This window comes from Pseudoxanthomonas sp. GM95 (assembly GCF_900109775.1).
Taxonomy (GTDB): Bacteria; Pseudomonadota; Gammaproteobacteria; order Xanthomonadales; family Xanthomonadaceae; genus Pseudoxanthomonas_A.
Genome location: NZ_FOAX01000004.1, coordinates 217,747 through 229,959 on the forward strand (window position 1 = coordinate 217,747; position 12,213 = coordinate 229,959).

Sequence of the window (12,213 nt, forward strand, 5' to 3'; positions counted from 1 at the left end):
CGCACTCACTTGCGCGGCGCCTCCACCTTGACCAGCAGCGCACGCAGCACGTCGTCGGGCGACTGGCCTTCGATCTGCAGCTCCGGCGCCAGCGCGATGCGATGGCGCAGCGCGGGTACGGCGATATCGCGCACGTCATCGGGGGTAACGAAGTCGCGGCCGTTCAACACCGCCTGCGCCCGCGCGGCGCGCACCAGCGCAATGCTGCCGCGCGGGCCGGCCCCCAGCGCGATGCCCGGCCATTGGCGCGTGGCGGCGACCAAGCGCACGGCGTAGTCGATCACCTGCGCATCCACCTGCACCGCGGAGGTGGCCTGCTGCAGCGCCAGCACCTCGGCCGCGCCGGCCACGCACTGCACCTGCGAGAGGTCGAAGTCGGCCGCAGTGCGCCCGGTGGTAATCGCCTCGACCATGCGCTTCTCTTCGTCCAGCGCCGGATAGCCGATCAGGATCTTCAGCAGGAAGCGATCCAGCTGCGCCTCGGGCAGCGGATAGGTGCCTTCCTGCTCGACCGGGTTCTGCGTGGCCAGTGCGAGGAACGGCGGCGCCAGCGGAAAGGACTGGCCTTCGATGGTGACCTGGCCTTCCTGCATCGCTTCCAGCAGCGCCGACTGGGTCTTGGCCGGCGCGCGGTTGATCTCGTCGGCCAGCAGCAGGTGGGTGAATACCGGACCGCGGCGGATCTCGAAGCGCTGGCTGCCCGGGTCGAACACCGCATGGCCGGAGACGTCCGAAGGCATCAGGTCCGGCGTGAACTGCACGCGCGCGAAATCCAGCGACAGCGCCTGCGACAGCGCGCGCACCAGCAGCGTCTTGCCCAGGCCGGGCACGCCTTCGATCAGCACGTGGCCGCCGGCCAGCAGCGCGATCAGGATCTGGTCCAGGACCTCGGGCTGGCCGATGAAGGCCTTGGCCACCTGTTCGCGCACCAGGGCCACGCGCTCGGCCACGCTGCTGGACAGCACGCCGTCGGCAGGCACGGAAGGGTCATGGGGAAGCTCGCTCATAGTCGGTTTCTCATGTGCATCAACAGGGAAATGCGGTCGGCGAAATCGCGACGCTCGCGCGAGGACGGCACCTGCAGCGCGCGTTGCAGGCGCGCGGCGGGCAGGCCGAAGCGCTCGGCCAGGGCGGCAGCCTGCGCTTCGCCGGTGAGGGCGGCCGCGACCGGATCGCGCCGGCGCAAGCGGGCGAGGAAGGCCTGGCGCGCGGCGGCGTACAACAGCGCGCCCTTGCCGTAGCGATAAAGGTGCTCGCCGCTGGCGCGCACGTGTTCCAGCAGCGAACGCCGCGCTGCGGCCGGGGCAGGCTGCAATGGACCGAAACGCTGCGCGCTGGCCCACAGCCCGCCAAACAGTGCCAGCAATAGCGGCGCCCACACCGGCCAGCCGCGTTCGACCAGGGTGCGCCACAGCGACGGCATCTGCACCGCGTAGACCAGATGCACCGTGCCCTTGCCGTAGTTGGGCGCCAGGATCTGCCGCGCCAGCACCTGGTGGGGCACATCGCGCAGGCCATCGCGCGCGGGCATCTCGGCCAGCGCAGGTCGGCCATTGCCGAGGAAGTCGACATCCGCCAGCACGTCCACGTGGCCGCGGCCGTGCTTCAGCCGCGCATACACGTAGCCATCGCGCAGGTTGCCCCACGACAGCTCCGGTTCCACCTCGGCGAACACGAACCGGCGATCGCCGCAGAACTCCACGTGTTCGTCCTCGCCCGGCACCTGGAATTTTTCGCACTCGCCCTGGTCCATCGCTTCCAGGCCCAGCGCATCGAGCAACGGCAGGCTTTCGTGCTTGCTCAGCTGCGCGCCCGGCGGCGTACGCACGACCAGATGGCCACCGCGTTCAACCCAGCCCAGCAGTTCATCCGCGCGCGCGGCATTGAGATAGCGCGGGTCGTCCAGCAGCACCAGCGTGTCGTGCGGGCCCAGCGCAGACACCGGCTGGTTGAAGCGCGGGCGCGACTCGGCCTTGATGCCATCGGCGTGCAGCGTCTGCTTGAGCAGGTACAGCGGATTCCACGCGGCCTCGCCGATCGGCGGCAGCGCGACGGTGCGTTCAACCCGCTCGAAGTTGTGCACGAACCAGGCGATGAAGACGAACACGAACAATCCGCCGCCCAGCAGGATCGAGCCCCATTTCGCGCCGCGCGTGCTCTCGCTCATGCGCTCCACCGGTAGCGCGCCTGCAGTTCGCCCAGCAGCGCATCGAACTCCGCGTCTTCGGGCAGGCGCTGGGCGTAGGCGGCGTATTGCCAGGTACGCACCATGCGTGCGAACAGGCCACGGTCGACCTCTTCCGGCTGGCGACGCGAGAAACGCAGGCATTCCGATTCGGTCGCGCCCGGCGGCAGCACCACGCCAGCGCGCTGGGCCATCGCCTCGACGCTGGCGCGATACAGCAAGGCCAGGGCGTGGCGATGTTCGCCCTGCGCCCACAGCCGGCGCGCACTGGCGGCGATGTCTTCGGGCAGGCGTTCGGGCAAGGCCATCGCGGTGACCGTGGCCTCAACGACGACCGGCCGCGGCGCGCGCACGCCGCGCATCCACGGCCACCAGTGCCGCGCGGTGAACGCCAGCAGGCCGAGCAGCATGGCCAGCAGGATCCACAGGCCCCATTCGCCGATGAAGGCGAGCGCCCCTTCCAGCTTGCGCAGCCAGGACAGGTCCAGCTCGGGTTGCTTGTCCGGCGGCGCATCCTGGGGTTTGCGCTGCCAGCTGCGATCGGTGCGATGGCGGTCCAGCAGCGGATCGTGCATCGCCTGCGTGGCCGCCTTGCGGAAGGCATGGTCATCCACGCGCGCCTGGCCGAACACCTGCTCCACGCCCGGCGGCTTGGGCACGCCCTCGGTGTCGTCGTCATCCGCGTCGGCAGGCCTTTCGATCTGCGGCGGGGTCTGGTCCTGCGCCTGAGCCGGCGTCGCGGATAGACCGGCGCCAATCAACACGCAGACCAGCAGCACTGGCGCGGCCGCATCGAGCAGGCGCTGGCGCATGCGACGGAAGGCGATCTCCACATCCCAGGCTTCGATCTGGGTGCGCCGGTTGAGGTACAGGCCAAAGCCGGCGCCGACGAAGAACGGTTCGACCAGCCCAACGCCGATCCAGAAGCATGCGTTGAAGCCCAGCTGCGCCCACAGCGGCGGGCTGCCCATCATTGCCAGGCCGGCGCGCGCGGCTTCGGGCAGGTAGTCCAGCGGGATGAAGATGAAGACCAGCGCCACGCACGCCAGCGTTACCGCCAGCTGGAACGCCAGGAACACGCCACTCAGCGCCGCGGCGTTGCCGTAGATGGTTGCGCCCAGCACCCTGCGCCGCGTGCGCAGGCGCGCGCCGGTGTCACCTTCCAGCAGCTCGACCGGCAGGAACAGGCTGCGCGCCGGGCTGAAACGCCGCCAGGTCAGGTAACCCAGCATCGGCCGCCAGCCCCAGCGCAGCTGCGCGGCCAGCGTCTGGCGCGGCGTGGGTTCGTTGCCGAACACGCCGCGTGAGATCACGAACAACGGGATGCGGTCGAACACCGGCTTGATCCACCACAGCACCAGGCACGACGCCAACGGCATCGACAGCGCCCACGCTGACGCGTTGACCAGCACGAACACCGGCAGCGCCAGCCACAGCCACGGCCGCCAGATCGCGCGCGCATGGCGGCGCACCAGCGCGGTGCCCAGCTCGACCGCCTCCCAGGGCGAACGCGCGCGCAGTTCGACAGTGAGGTGTTCAGCGCGCATCGCGCCCCTTCGTTTCGCCACGACCGCCGCGCCACAGCCACGCGCACACGCCGCTCCACAGCACCGCGGCCACGGCGTACTTCACCGGATACGGCACGCTGGCGATCGAGGACCAGAAGGCTTCGATGAAGGCCGCCACCAGCAGCATGAACACCACGCCCAGGCACAGCCGCGCGCCCTTCGTCCCCGCCTCGACCAGCGCCTGCCCGCGCGTGCGCCGGCCCGGCGCCAGCCAGTGCAGGCCCAGCTGCAAGCCGGCGCCGCCGGCGATGACGATCGCGGTGAGTTCGAACGCGCCATGCCCACACACGAAACTCCACAGCGGCCCGCCCGAACCGATCTGGGTCAGGTGCCCGAACACCGCGCCGATGGTGAGCCCGTTGCTGACCAGCACCACGATGCTGCCCACGCCCACCAGCAGGCCGCTGGCGAAGGTGCGCAGGCCAATGCTGATGTTGTTCATGATGTACACGCCAAACATGTACCAGTCGCTGCCGCTGTCGCGGCCGATGCGCGGATTGGCCGGGTCGTACATCGACTCCATCTGCGCGACCTGCATCGGGTCCATGAAGGCGTGGATCAACTCGGGCCGGTATTGCAGCAGCACGGTGATCACCACTAACGGCAGCGCGAACAGCACCAGCGCCGCGCCCATGCACCATGCCTCGCTGCGCACCAGCCGCGGGAAATCGGCCATCAGGAAGGTCAGCATCGCGCGCCAGCGCACCGGCGCGGTCCGGTAGAGCACCTGGTGGCCGTGTTCCAGCATCTCCTGCAGGCGCGCGGTGACCTGCGGGCTGTAGCCGCGCCGCCGCGCCAGCGACAGCTGCTGGGCGATGCGCCGATAACGCTGCGGCATGGCGTCATCGCCGAGCGCGCCGGTGTTGCGTTCGTCCTGCGCGCGGCGCGTCTCGGCGCGGGTCCGCAGCCAGATCTCGAACTCGACCCACTCGCGCTGGTGCCGGGCGACGAACTGCTCCTGCTTCATCGGCGCCCCAGCAGCCAGTTGGCCATGCCGAACAGGCGCAGTACGCCGGCCGGCCCGCGCGCGGCGGTGAGCGGTTCGGCCAGGTCAGCCAGCTCGGCCTGGCGCTCGGGCGTGAGCCGCGGCGCGCGCTCGCCGAAGGCGACGATGGCCGCCTGTTCCTGCGGACGCAGCATCGTCGGCGGCACGAACACCGCATTGACCGGCGCATGGCCGGCGCGCTCGCCGCGTTCGGCATGGACCACCAGCGTGCCGGCAGCCAGGTCGCCCAGGCGCCGCGCGGAAGGATCGACCAGGCTCACCACCAGGCCGGTGGCGTAGGCGAAGGGCAGCATGTCCACCACCCGCAGCAGGTTGCGGGTGATCGCCGCCGGCCAGCCGATCGGCGCACCGTTGGCCAGCACCACGCGCAGGCCCATCGTGCGCTTGCCCAGGGTCTGGCCGTGCCACAGCGCTTCGAGCAGGATCATGTAGCCCCACTGGATCACGAACGCGGCAATCAGGGTCAATCCGCCCCCCAGCTTGCCCAGCACGCCCAGCAGCAGCGAGGCGGTGAACATCAGCGCGATCCGCACCACGGCATCGATCGCCCAGGCCAGCGCGCGCGGCACCGGGCCGGCCGCCGGCAGCTGCAGCGCCACGCCCTCGGGCGTGATGACTTCGCGGTAGGTATCCAGCACCGGCGCATGCACCGCCTGCGGCACTGCCGTCATTGCGATCCCCGGTTGCTGCCTGCCTGCTGCTGGCGACTGTCCATGCCTGACTTCATCCCTGGCGTTCCGCGCCAGACTGTAGCGGCCCACGCCGGGCTTGCCCACCCGTGTCGGCCGCCGTGCGCGCCGCACGCGGATAAACTGGCGTCATGTCCCCGTCGTCCTCCCTGGCCTGCCGCAGCGGCTGCGCCGCGTGCTGCACCGCGCCTTCGATCAGCTCGCCGATCCCCGGCATGCCGCAAGGCAAGCCAGCCGGTGTCGCTTGCGTGCAGCTGGACGGGGCGCTGCGCTGCCGGATCTTCGGCCACCCCGAACGCCCGGCCGTGTGCGCCAGCCTGCGCCCGGACGCGTCCATGTGCGGCGCCTCGCGCAGCGAGGCGATGGCCTATCTGGACCGGCTGGAAGCAGCCACGCGTCCATAAGCACCGGACACGTAGTGGTTGTTCAGCGCACCGTGCCTGACGCGCGATCGCGCCGCGCGCTGAAGAACTTCTTGATCCCCGCCACCAGCGCGATCGCGCCGACGAACAGCAGCTTGCCCAGCTTGGCCAGGATCAGGCCGAGCTTGGCCAGCAGCCCGGTCTTGGCCGCCAGGCCGCCGCCGATCAACGCGGCCACGCCATAGGCGGCGACCTTGTCGGTGGACGGGTTGTGGTCGGCATAGCGCGCGCCTGCGTTGAAGTCGGTCATCGGCAGCAGCTGCTGCATGCCGGTCTGCACCTGCGGCAGTTCGTCCATGCCCGAGACCGCATTGAGGCTCAGATAGCCGTGGCGACCCAGCACGCGGATGTCGTAGTTCAGCGTGTGCGAAGGCTGCCCGCTGAAGGCCAGTTCCTTGGCCCAGTACAGCTTCTTGTTGCTGGCGTCGTAGCGCGGCGGCACCGCCCAGCCGACCAGGTCGACGCGGCCGTAGCCGGCCTTCTCGCGCTCGGCGTTGGCCTCCTGCGTGCCTTCCTTCATGTTCTTGAGCAGGGCGTCGTAATCGATCTTGGCCGCATCGGCATCGGACACGTAGCCCTCGGCCTCGTAGGTCACCACCACCGCCCAGCTACCGTCCTCTTCCAGCGACGGATGCGTGGGCACGACCATGCCCAGCACGGTGTCGTCCTCGGGATTGCCCCACAGCTGTTCCAGCACCTTGCGGGTGTCGGCCTTGTCCAGGTAGCGGAACTGCGAGCCCAGGTTGAAGTGCGCGCCGGCTTCGGCCACCTCGACCTCGCCGCTGCGGAAATGCAGGCCGTCGATCAGCGCCTTGGCCGATCCGTCACTGTCCTGGGCCAGCGCCGGCAGTGCGAGCGCCAGCGTGCACGCGGCCAGCAGGCCGCCGAATGCGTATTTCATCGTGTATCCCCATCATCCTTGAAGGGCATCCCCATGCCCGGCGCGGCGGAGTGTCGCGCGGGTCGGGGCTTGCTGACAATAGGGTTAGCTTTCGTCCTGGGCCAGGTACTGGTCCTTCATGCGCACGTAGTGCTGGGCCGAGTACAGCAGGCCCTCGATGTCCTTGTCCGAGAGCGTGCGCGCCGGCCGCGCGGGGTTGCCGACCCACAGTTCGCCGCTGCCTACGCGCTTGCCCGGACCGACCACGGCGCCGGCACCGATGAAGGCGTTCTTCTCGATCACCGCACCATCCAGGATGCAGGCGCCCATGCCGATCAGGCAGGCATCGCCGATGGTGCAGGCATGGATGATGGTGCCGTGGCCGACGGTCACGTCCTCGCCGATCAGGGTCGGATAGCCGCCCTTGTTGTACGGGCTTTCGTGGCTGACGTGGATCACCGTGCCGTCCTGCACGTTGGTGCGCGCGCCAATGCGGATGTGGTTGACGTCGCCACGGATCACCGTGCCCGGCCACACCGACACGTCATCGCCCAGCACCACGTCGCCAATGATCGTGCACGCCTGGTCGACATACACGCGTTGCCCCAGCACGGGGCGCTTGTCCAGATAGGGGCGCAGGCTCTTCATGCCCGCCAGTGTACCCGCGCCTCGCGGCCGGTCCGGCTGGGTTAGGCTGTGCCGCCTTTTCTCCCTCGCCTTCGCATCGCCATGAAGATCGCCAGCTGGAACGTCAACTCGCTTAACGTGCGCCTGCCGCACCTGGAACAGTGGCTGCGCGATTTCGGCCCGGACGTGGTCGGCATCCAGGAAACCAAGCTGGAAGACCACAAGTTCCCGGATGCGGCGCTGGTCGGCGCCGGCTATCGCAGCGTGTTCGCCGGGCAGAAGACCTACAACGGAGTCGCGCTGCTGGCGCGCACGCCGATCGAGGACGTGCAGATCGGCATCCCCGAGTTTGAGGACGAGCAGAAGCGCGCCATCGCCGGCACCATCAACGGGATCCGCGTGATCAACCTTTACGTGGTCAACGGCCAGGACGTGGGCACCGACAAGTACGCCTACAAGCTGCGCTGGCTGGCCGCGGTCCATGACTGGATCAAGGCCGAGCTGGCGGTGCATCCGCAGCTGGTGGTGCTCGGTGATTTCAACATCGCGCCCGATGCGCGCGACGTGCACGATCCGGCGGTGTGGAACGAGGACCACATCCTCACCTCCACCGCCGAGCGCGCCGCGCTGCAGGGCCTGCTCGACCTGGGCCTGCACGATGCTTTCCGCCTGCACCACGACGATGCCGGCATCTTCAGCTGGTGGGACTATCGGATGGCCGGCTTCCGCCGCAATCTGGGCCTGCGCATCGACCTGACCCTGGTGTCCGATGCATTGAAGTCACGCGCCGCGGCCGCCGGCATTGATCGTGAGCCGCGCACCCTGGAACGCCCCAGCGACCATGCGCCGGCCTGGGTGCAGATCGACTGACGCGCCAAACAGGCGGACAAGAAAAAGCCCGGGACCAGCCCGGGCTTTCTCACCTCGTCGTTTGCAACCGCTGAGGGCGCGTTAACGCACGCTCTTGCGGGTAAACAGATTGACGATGGCCAGCAGGACCACCGCGCCGAGCAGCGACCACAGGAACGTGCCGACGGTAATGGCCTGATTGATGCTGCCGCCGCCCAGGAAACCGGCGATGGCGGCACCGACGATGCCGACCACGATGTTGAGGATGATGCCCTGCTGGGCGTCACGACGCATGATGATGCTGGCCAGCCAGCCCACGACGCCACCGACGATCAACCAGATGATGATGCCCATAGCCGTTCTCCTTGATTCGATGAAGGGATGCCCCGCGCTGTGGGGTGCAGGACGATTTGGCGGGCCTGGCCGTGAAACCGTCGTGTACGTCAGGTGCGGCAGAAGCCCTGAAAACAAGGGGATTCATGCATTTCCGACCGGCGGTGCGCGACAGTCTTCACGCACAGGGGCAGGCAGGGCAGCGCAATTGCGTGCAGCACGTGCGGCGCTTGCACATGCCTGAACCGAACGAAATCTTTTTCGCCGAGCACCACATCGGCCCGCTGCAGGTGTGGTGGACGTCGCATCCTGCGCGCCTGTCGGGCGAACCGACGGCCCGTCCGCTGCTGGAAAGCTGGTTCCACCTGCCACCCGGCGCACTGCCGCTGCGCCGCGATATGCGTGGCAAGCCGCGTCTGGAAGGCGCGCTGCAGCACCATGACGTGAGCTGGAGTCATAGCGGCGATGCCCTGCTATTGGCCACCGGCCCGGAGGTCGAAGTCGGTGCGGACATCGAGCGCCTGCGCCCACGTCCGCGCGCGCTGGAGCTGGCCACGCGCTTCTTCACCCAAGCCGAGACCGACGCGCTGCAGGCGCTGCCGGAGGGCGATCGCCACCTGGCGTTCCTGCGCCTGTGGTGCGCCAAGGAAGCGGTGCTGAAGGCGCATGGGCATGGCATTTCCTTTGGCCTGCAGCGACTGGAATTCGCGCCGCTCGGCGCCGACACCGCGCTGCAGCTGATCGCCTGCGACCCGCAGCTCGGCGCGCCCAACGACTGGATGCTGCACCAGTGGCAGCCGCATCCGCAGTACCTGGCCGCGGTGGCCTGGCGCGCCCGCCCCGCAGGCTGAGGTCGCAAGCGCCCCTGGCGCCGGCCTGCGATAATCCCCGCCGATGACCCACGATTCCCTGCCCCCTGGCCTGGACACGCCGCTGCGCGACGGGCTGGCCGATCTCGGCCTGTCTCCCGACCTGGCGCCGCCGCTGCTGGCTTACCTGGCCCTGCTGGTGCGCTGGAACGGCACCTACAACCTCACCGCCGTGCGCGACCCGCGGCAGATGGTCACCCGCCACCTGCTCGATTCGCTGGCGATGCACCGCTTCGTGTCCACAGGCACGCTGGCCGATCTGGGCACCGGTCCCGGCCTGCCCGGCATCCCGCTTGCCATCGCCCATCCGCAGCTGCAGGTCACGCTGGTGGAGAGCAACGGCAAGAAGGCCCGCTTCCTGCGCGAGGCCGTGCGCCAGCTCAAGCTGCCCAATGCCACCGTGGCCGAAAGCCGCGCCGAAGCGCTGGATCGCCCGGCCGCCTACGACCACCTCACCGCCCGCGCCCTGGACACCCTGGCCGGCATCATTGAGGTCGGTGGACACCTGCTCAAACCCGGCGGGACCCTGCTGGCGATGAAAGGCGTGATGCCGCATGACGAAATTGCGGCACTGCCGGCGGGCTGGTCGCTGGTGGAGGCCGTGCCCTTGTCCGTCCCGGGCCAGGACGGCGAGCGTCACCTGGTCACGGTGGGACGCGCCGCCTGAAACCCGCATAATCCCCGGTTCCACCCTTTTCCCCAAAGAGCCGATCGCATGGCCCGCATCATCGCCATCGCCAACCAGAAGGGCGGCGTCGGCAAGACCACCACCGCCGTCAACCTGGCCGCCGCGCTCGCCCGCACGCCCCAGCGCGTGCTGCTGGTGGACCTGGATGCCCAGGGCAATGCCACCATGGGCAGCGGGGTGGACAAGCGCGAGATCGAGGCCTCGACCTTCGAAGTGCTGCTGCAGGAAAGCGAGCCGCGCGCGGCCATCGTGCGCACCGGCGAAGACTTCGACCTGATGCCGGCCAACATCGACCTGACCGCCGCCGAGATCCAGCTGATGGATGCCCATGCACGCGAGCAGCGCCTCAAGACCGCGCTGGATCCACTGCGCCCGGACTACGACTGGATCATCATCGACTGCCCGCCGGCGCTGTCGGTGATGACCCTCAATGCCTTGACCGCCGCCGACTCGGTGCTGGTGCCGATGCAGTGCGAGTACTACGCGCTGGAAGGCCTCAGCGCGCTGATGGACACCATCGCCGCCATCCGCAGCCGGCTCAACCCGAAGCTGGAGATCGAAGGCGTGCTGCGCACCATGTTCGACGTGCGCAACAACCTGGCCAACGCGGTCTCGGCCGAGCTGACCGAGCACTTCGGCGACAAGGTCTTCCGCACCATCGTGCCGCGCAACGTGCGCGTGGCCGAAGCGCCCAGCCACGGCCAGAGCATCGTCGGCTACGACCGCACCTCGCGTGGCGGCGTCGCCTATCTGGGCCTGGCCGGCGAAGTCCTGCGCCGGCAGAAGGAACGCAGCCGGCCCGCGCCCCCGCCCATGGAGACCTATTGATGTCCGCCCCGAAGAAGCGCGGCCTCGGCCGCGGCCTGGAAGCGCTGCTCGGCCCCAAGGGCGCCGAGACCCCGCCGACCGAAGCCCAGCCAGGCGAAGCCCTGCGCAACGTGCCGGTGGGCCAGCTGCAGCCGGGCCGCTACCAGCCGCGCATGGCGATGGACCCGTCCAAGCTCGACGAGCTGGCCGACTCGATCCGCGCCCAGGGCGTCATCCAGCCGATCGTCGTGCGCCAGCAAGCCGACGGCAGCTACGAGATCGTCGCCGGCGAACGCCGCTGGCGCGCCTCGCAGCTCGCTGGCCTGGCCGAAGTGCCGGTGGTGGTACGCGAACTCGACGACCGCACCGTCATCGCGATGGCGCTCATCGAGAACATCCAGCGCGAAGACCTCAACCCGCTGGAAGAAGCGCAGTCGCTGCAGCGCCTGATCAACGAATTCTCGCTGACCCACGGCCAGGCGGCCGAAGCGGTCGGCCGTTCGCGCGCGGCGGTGTCCAACCTGCTGCGCCTGCTGGAACTGCCGCCCGCGATCCGTGCGCTGCTGGAAGCGCGCCGCCTGGAAATGGGCCACGCCCGCGCCCTGCTGACGCTCTCGCCCGAGCTGGCCAGCAAGCTGGCTGCCGAAGCCGCCGACGAGGGCTGGTCGGTGCGCGAAGTCGAACACCGCGCCTCGCAGTTCGCCGCCGGCCGCGTCCCGGTCAACGGCAAGAAGAAACCCGCCAAGGCCACTCCGCAGGCCGACATCGCCTCGCTGCAGACCGAGCTGTCCGAGTCCCTGGGCACCAAGGTGGACATCGCCCACGGCCGCAACGGCAAGGGCAAGCTGGTGATCCATTACACCGATCTGGATACGCTGGATGGGGTGTTGGAGCGGTTGCGGGGCAAGCGGGAGTAATTTCCGCTGAGGCGGAGGTTGCTCCGCCGCTCTGTGCCAGATTTTTTTGCGCAGATTCTTTGTTGAGCGCCTTCTCGCATCTTCTTTCCAAGCAGAGCTTTCACGCCGCTTCGCGGCGCGAGCTACTTTTGTGCTTGGCAAAAGTAGCCAAAACCGCCAGCGCCTGACACTCGCCGATGCTTCGCATCGGTGCCCTGTGCTCCTCGTCTGATCGGGCACGGCGCCCAAACTCGCTTCGCTCAAACAGGGCGCCTCTGCGGCCCAATCAGCCTGCGGTGCTCGGCTCGATTTGAAGGCGCTGAAGATCAAGAGCAGAGCAACAGCAAGAGTAAAAGCAGCCGAGCAAAGCTCGGCTCTAGCCCTGCGATTTCCT

The 12,213-nt window shown here is 68.9% G+C and carries 14 protein-coding genes; 6 read left to right on the top strand and 8 right to left on the bottom strand.

All coding sequences use genetic code 11. The features are described 5' to 3' along the window. Window positions 1–5 precede the first annotated feature (5 nt). Genes BMZ17_RS18910 through BMZ17_RS18930 form a run of 5 tightly spaced genes read right to left on the bottom strand, consistent with a single transcriptional unit; the run spans window position 6 to window position 5,409 of the window. Window positions 6–1,007, bottom strand: coding sequence for an AAA family ATPase (locus BMZ17_RS18910; RefSeq protein ID WP_093143186.1), 1,002 nt, complete (start codon window positions 1,005–1,007; stop codon window positions 6–8). Beyond that, a complete protein-coding gene (locus BMZ17_RS18915; protein ID WP_093143990.1) occupies window positions 1,004–2,167 on the bottom strand; it encodes a DUF4350 domain-containing protein in 1,164 nt (387 codons plus the stop codon). The genes BMZ17_RS18910 and BMZ17_RS18915 overlap by 4 nt, the downstream gene beginning before the upstream one ends. Next, window positions 2,164–3,732 (bottom strand): DUF4129 domain-containing protein, encoded by a 1,569-nt coding sequence (locus tag BMZ17_RS18920; RefSeq protein ID WP_093143191.1) that lies wholly within the window; start codon window positions 3,730–3,732, stop codon window positions 2,164–2,166. The genes BMZ17_RS18915 and BMZ17_RS18920 overlap by 4 nt, the downstream gene beginning before the upstream one ends. Continuing rightward, a complete protein-coding gene (locus BMZ17_RS18925; RefSeq protein WP_093143195.1) occupies window positions 3,722–4,720 on the bottom strand; it encodes a stage II sporulation protein M in 999 nt (332 codons plus the stop codon). The genes BMZ17_RS18920 and BMZ17_RS18925 overlap by 11 nt, the downstream gene beginning before the upstream one ends. Further along, window positions 4,717–5,409: an RDD family protein gene (locus tag BMZ17_RS18930; protein ID WP_093143993.1), complete on the bottom strand. Its 693-nt coding sequence runs from the start codon at window positions 5,407–5,409 to the stop codon at window positions 4,717–4,719. The genes BMZ17_RS18925 and BMZ17_RS18930 overlap by 4 nt, the downstream gene beginning before the upstream one ends. A gap of 170 nt (window positions 5,410–5,579) precedes the next feature. On the opposite strand from BMZ17_RS18930, the gene BMZ17_RS18935 reads away from it, so the two are divergent. Continuing rightward, window positions 5,580–5,852 carry a YkgJ family cysteine cluster protein gene (locus BMZ17_RS18935; RefSeq protein ID WP_093143200.1) on the top strand — a complete coding sequence of 91 codons (273 nt, stop codon included), beginning with the start codon at window positions 5,580–5,582 and terminating at the stop codon, window positions 5,850–5,852. 22 nt (window positions 5,853–5,874) lie between these two features. On the opposite strand, the gene BMZ17_RS18940 is transcribed toward BMZ17_RS18935, so the two are convergent. Both BMZ17_RS18940 and BMZ17_RS18945 read right to left on the bottom strand, forming a co-directional pair. Next, entirely contained in the window at window positions 5,875–6,771 is an 897-nt protein-coding gene (locus tag BMZ17_RS18940; RefSeq protein WP_093143204.1) for a DUF2167 domain-containing protein, read from the bottom strand. Between the two features lie 84 nt (window positions 6,772–6,855). Next, complete coding sequence (locus BMZ17_RS18945) at window positions 6,856–7,398, bottom strand: gamma carbonic anhydrase family protein (RefSeq protein WP_093143209.1); 543 nt, start codon at window positions 7,396–7,398, stop codon at window positions 6,856–6,858. Window positions 7,399–7,479: 81 nt separating this feature from the next. Between BMZ17_RS18945 and xth the strand changes: the two genes are divergently transcribed. Continuing rightward, window positions 7,480–8,247: an exodeoxyribonuclease III gene (xth, locus tag BMZ17_RS18950; protein WP_093143214.1), complete on the top strand. Its 768-nt coding sequence runs from the start codon at window positions 7,480–7,482 to the stop codon at window positions 8,245–8,247. An 81-nt stretch (window positions 8,248–8,328) separates the two neighbouring features. Here xth and BMZ17_RS18955 read toward each other — a convergent pair whose 3' ends face one another. Then, entirely contained in the window at window positions 8,329–8,580 is a 252-nt protein-coding gene (locus BMZ17_RS18955) for a GlsB/YeaQ/YmgE family stress response membrane protein (RefSeq protein WP_093143220.1), read from the bottom strand. A gap of 215 nt (window positions 8,581–8,795) precedes the next feature. Between BMZ17_RS18955 and BMZ17_RS18960 the strand changes: the two genes are divergently transcribed. From BMZ17_RS18960 to BMZ17_RS18975, 4 genes are read left to right on the top strand one after another with little or no spacing between them, the layout of a single operon-like run. Next, window positions 8,796–9,410: a 4'-phosphopantetheinyl transferase family protein gene (locus BMZ17_RS18960; protein WP_093143225.1), complete on the top strand. Its 615-nt coding sequence runs from the start codon at window positions 8,796–8,798 to the stop codon at window positions 9,408–9,410. 43 nt (window positions 9,411–9,453) lie between these two features. Continuing rightward, window positions 9,454–10,095, top strand: a complete 642-nt coding sequence (gene rsmG / locus BMZ17_RS18965; RefSeq protein WP_093143230.1) for a 16S rRNA (guanine(527)-N(7))-methyltransferase RsmG — start codon at window positions 9,454–9,456, stop codon at window positions 10,093–10,095. Between the two features lie 48 nt (window positions 10,096–10,143). Further along, the gene (locus BMZ17_RS18970) at window positions 10,144–10,944 is read left to right on the top strand and encodes a ParA family protein (RefSeq protein ID WP_093143235.1); all 801 of its coding nucleotides are present in this window, start codon (window positions 10,144–10,146) and stop codon (window positions 10,942–10,944) included. Further along, window positions 10,944–11,840, top strand: a complete 897-nt coding sequence (locus tag BMZ17_RS18975; protein ID WP_093143241.1) for a ParB/RepB/Spo0J family partition protein — start codon at window positions 10,944–10,946, stop codon at window positions 11,838–11,840. Before BMZ17_RS18970 ends, BMZ17_RS18975 begins: the two co-directional genes overlap by 1 nt. Window positions 11,841–12,213 lie beyond the last annotated feature (373 nt).

Coding starts and splice junctions, on each gene's coding strand:
- BMZ17_RS18925 (WP_093143195.1), bottom strand. CDS start 4,720: ATGAAGCAGGAGCAGTTCGTCGCCCGGCACCAGCGCGAGTGGGTCGAG.
- BMZ17_RS18955 (WP_093143220.1), bottom strand. CDS start 8,580: ATGGGCATCATCATCTGGTTGATCGTCGGTGGCGTCGTGGGCTGGCTG.
- BMZ17_RS18960 (WP_093143225.1), top strand. CDS start 8,796: ATGCCTGAACCGAACGAAATCTTTTTCGCCGAGCACCACATCGGCCCG.
- BMZ17_RS18940 (WP_093143204.1), bottom strand. CDS start 6,771: ATGAAATACGCATTCGGCGGCCTGCTGGCCGCGTGCACGCTGGCGCTC.
- BMZ17_RS18935 (WP_093143200.1), top strand. CDS start 5,580: ATGTCCCCGTCGTCCTCCCTGGCCTGCCGCAGCGGCTGCGCCGCGTGC.
- BMZ17_RS18915 (WP_093143990.1), bottom strand. CDS start 2,167: ATGAGCGAGAGCACGCGCGGCGCGAAATGGGGCTCGATCCTGCTGGGC.
- rsmG (WP_093143230.1), top strand. CDS start 9,454: ATGACCCACGATTCCCTGCCCCCTGGCCTGGACACGCCGCTGCGCGAC.
- BMZ17_RS18945 (WP_093143209.1), bottom strand. CDS start 7,398: ATGAAGAGCCTGCGCCCCTATCTGGACAAGCGCCCCGTGCTGGGGCAA.
- BMZ17_RS18970 (WP_093143235.1), top strand. CDS start 10,144: ATGGCCCGCATCATCGCCATCGCCAACCAGAAGGGCGGCGTCGGCAAG.
- BMZ17_RS18910 (WP_093143186.1), bottom strand. CDS start 1,007: ATGAGCGAGCTTCCCCATGACCCTTCCGTGCCTGCCGACGGCGTGCTG.
- xth (WP_093143214.1), top strand. CDS start 7,480: ATGAAGATCGCCAGCTGGAACGTCAACTCGCTTAACGTGCGCCTGCCG.
- BMZ17_RS18975 (WP_093143241.1), top strand. CDS start 10,944: ATGTCCGCCCCGAAGAAGCGCGGCCTCGGCCGCGGCCTGGAAGCGCTG.
- BMZ17_RS18920 (WP_093143191.1), bottom strand. CDS start 3,732: ATGCGCGCTGAACACCTCACTGTCGAACTGCGCGCGCGTTCGCCCTGG.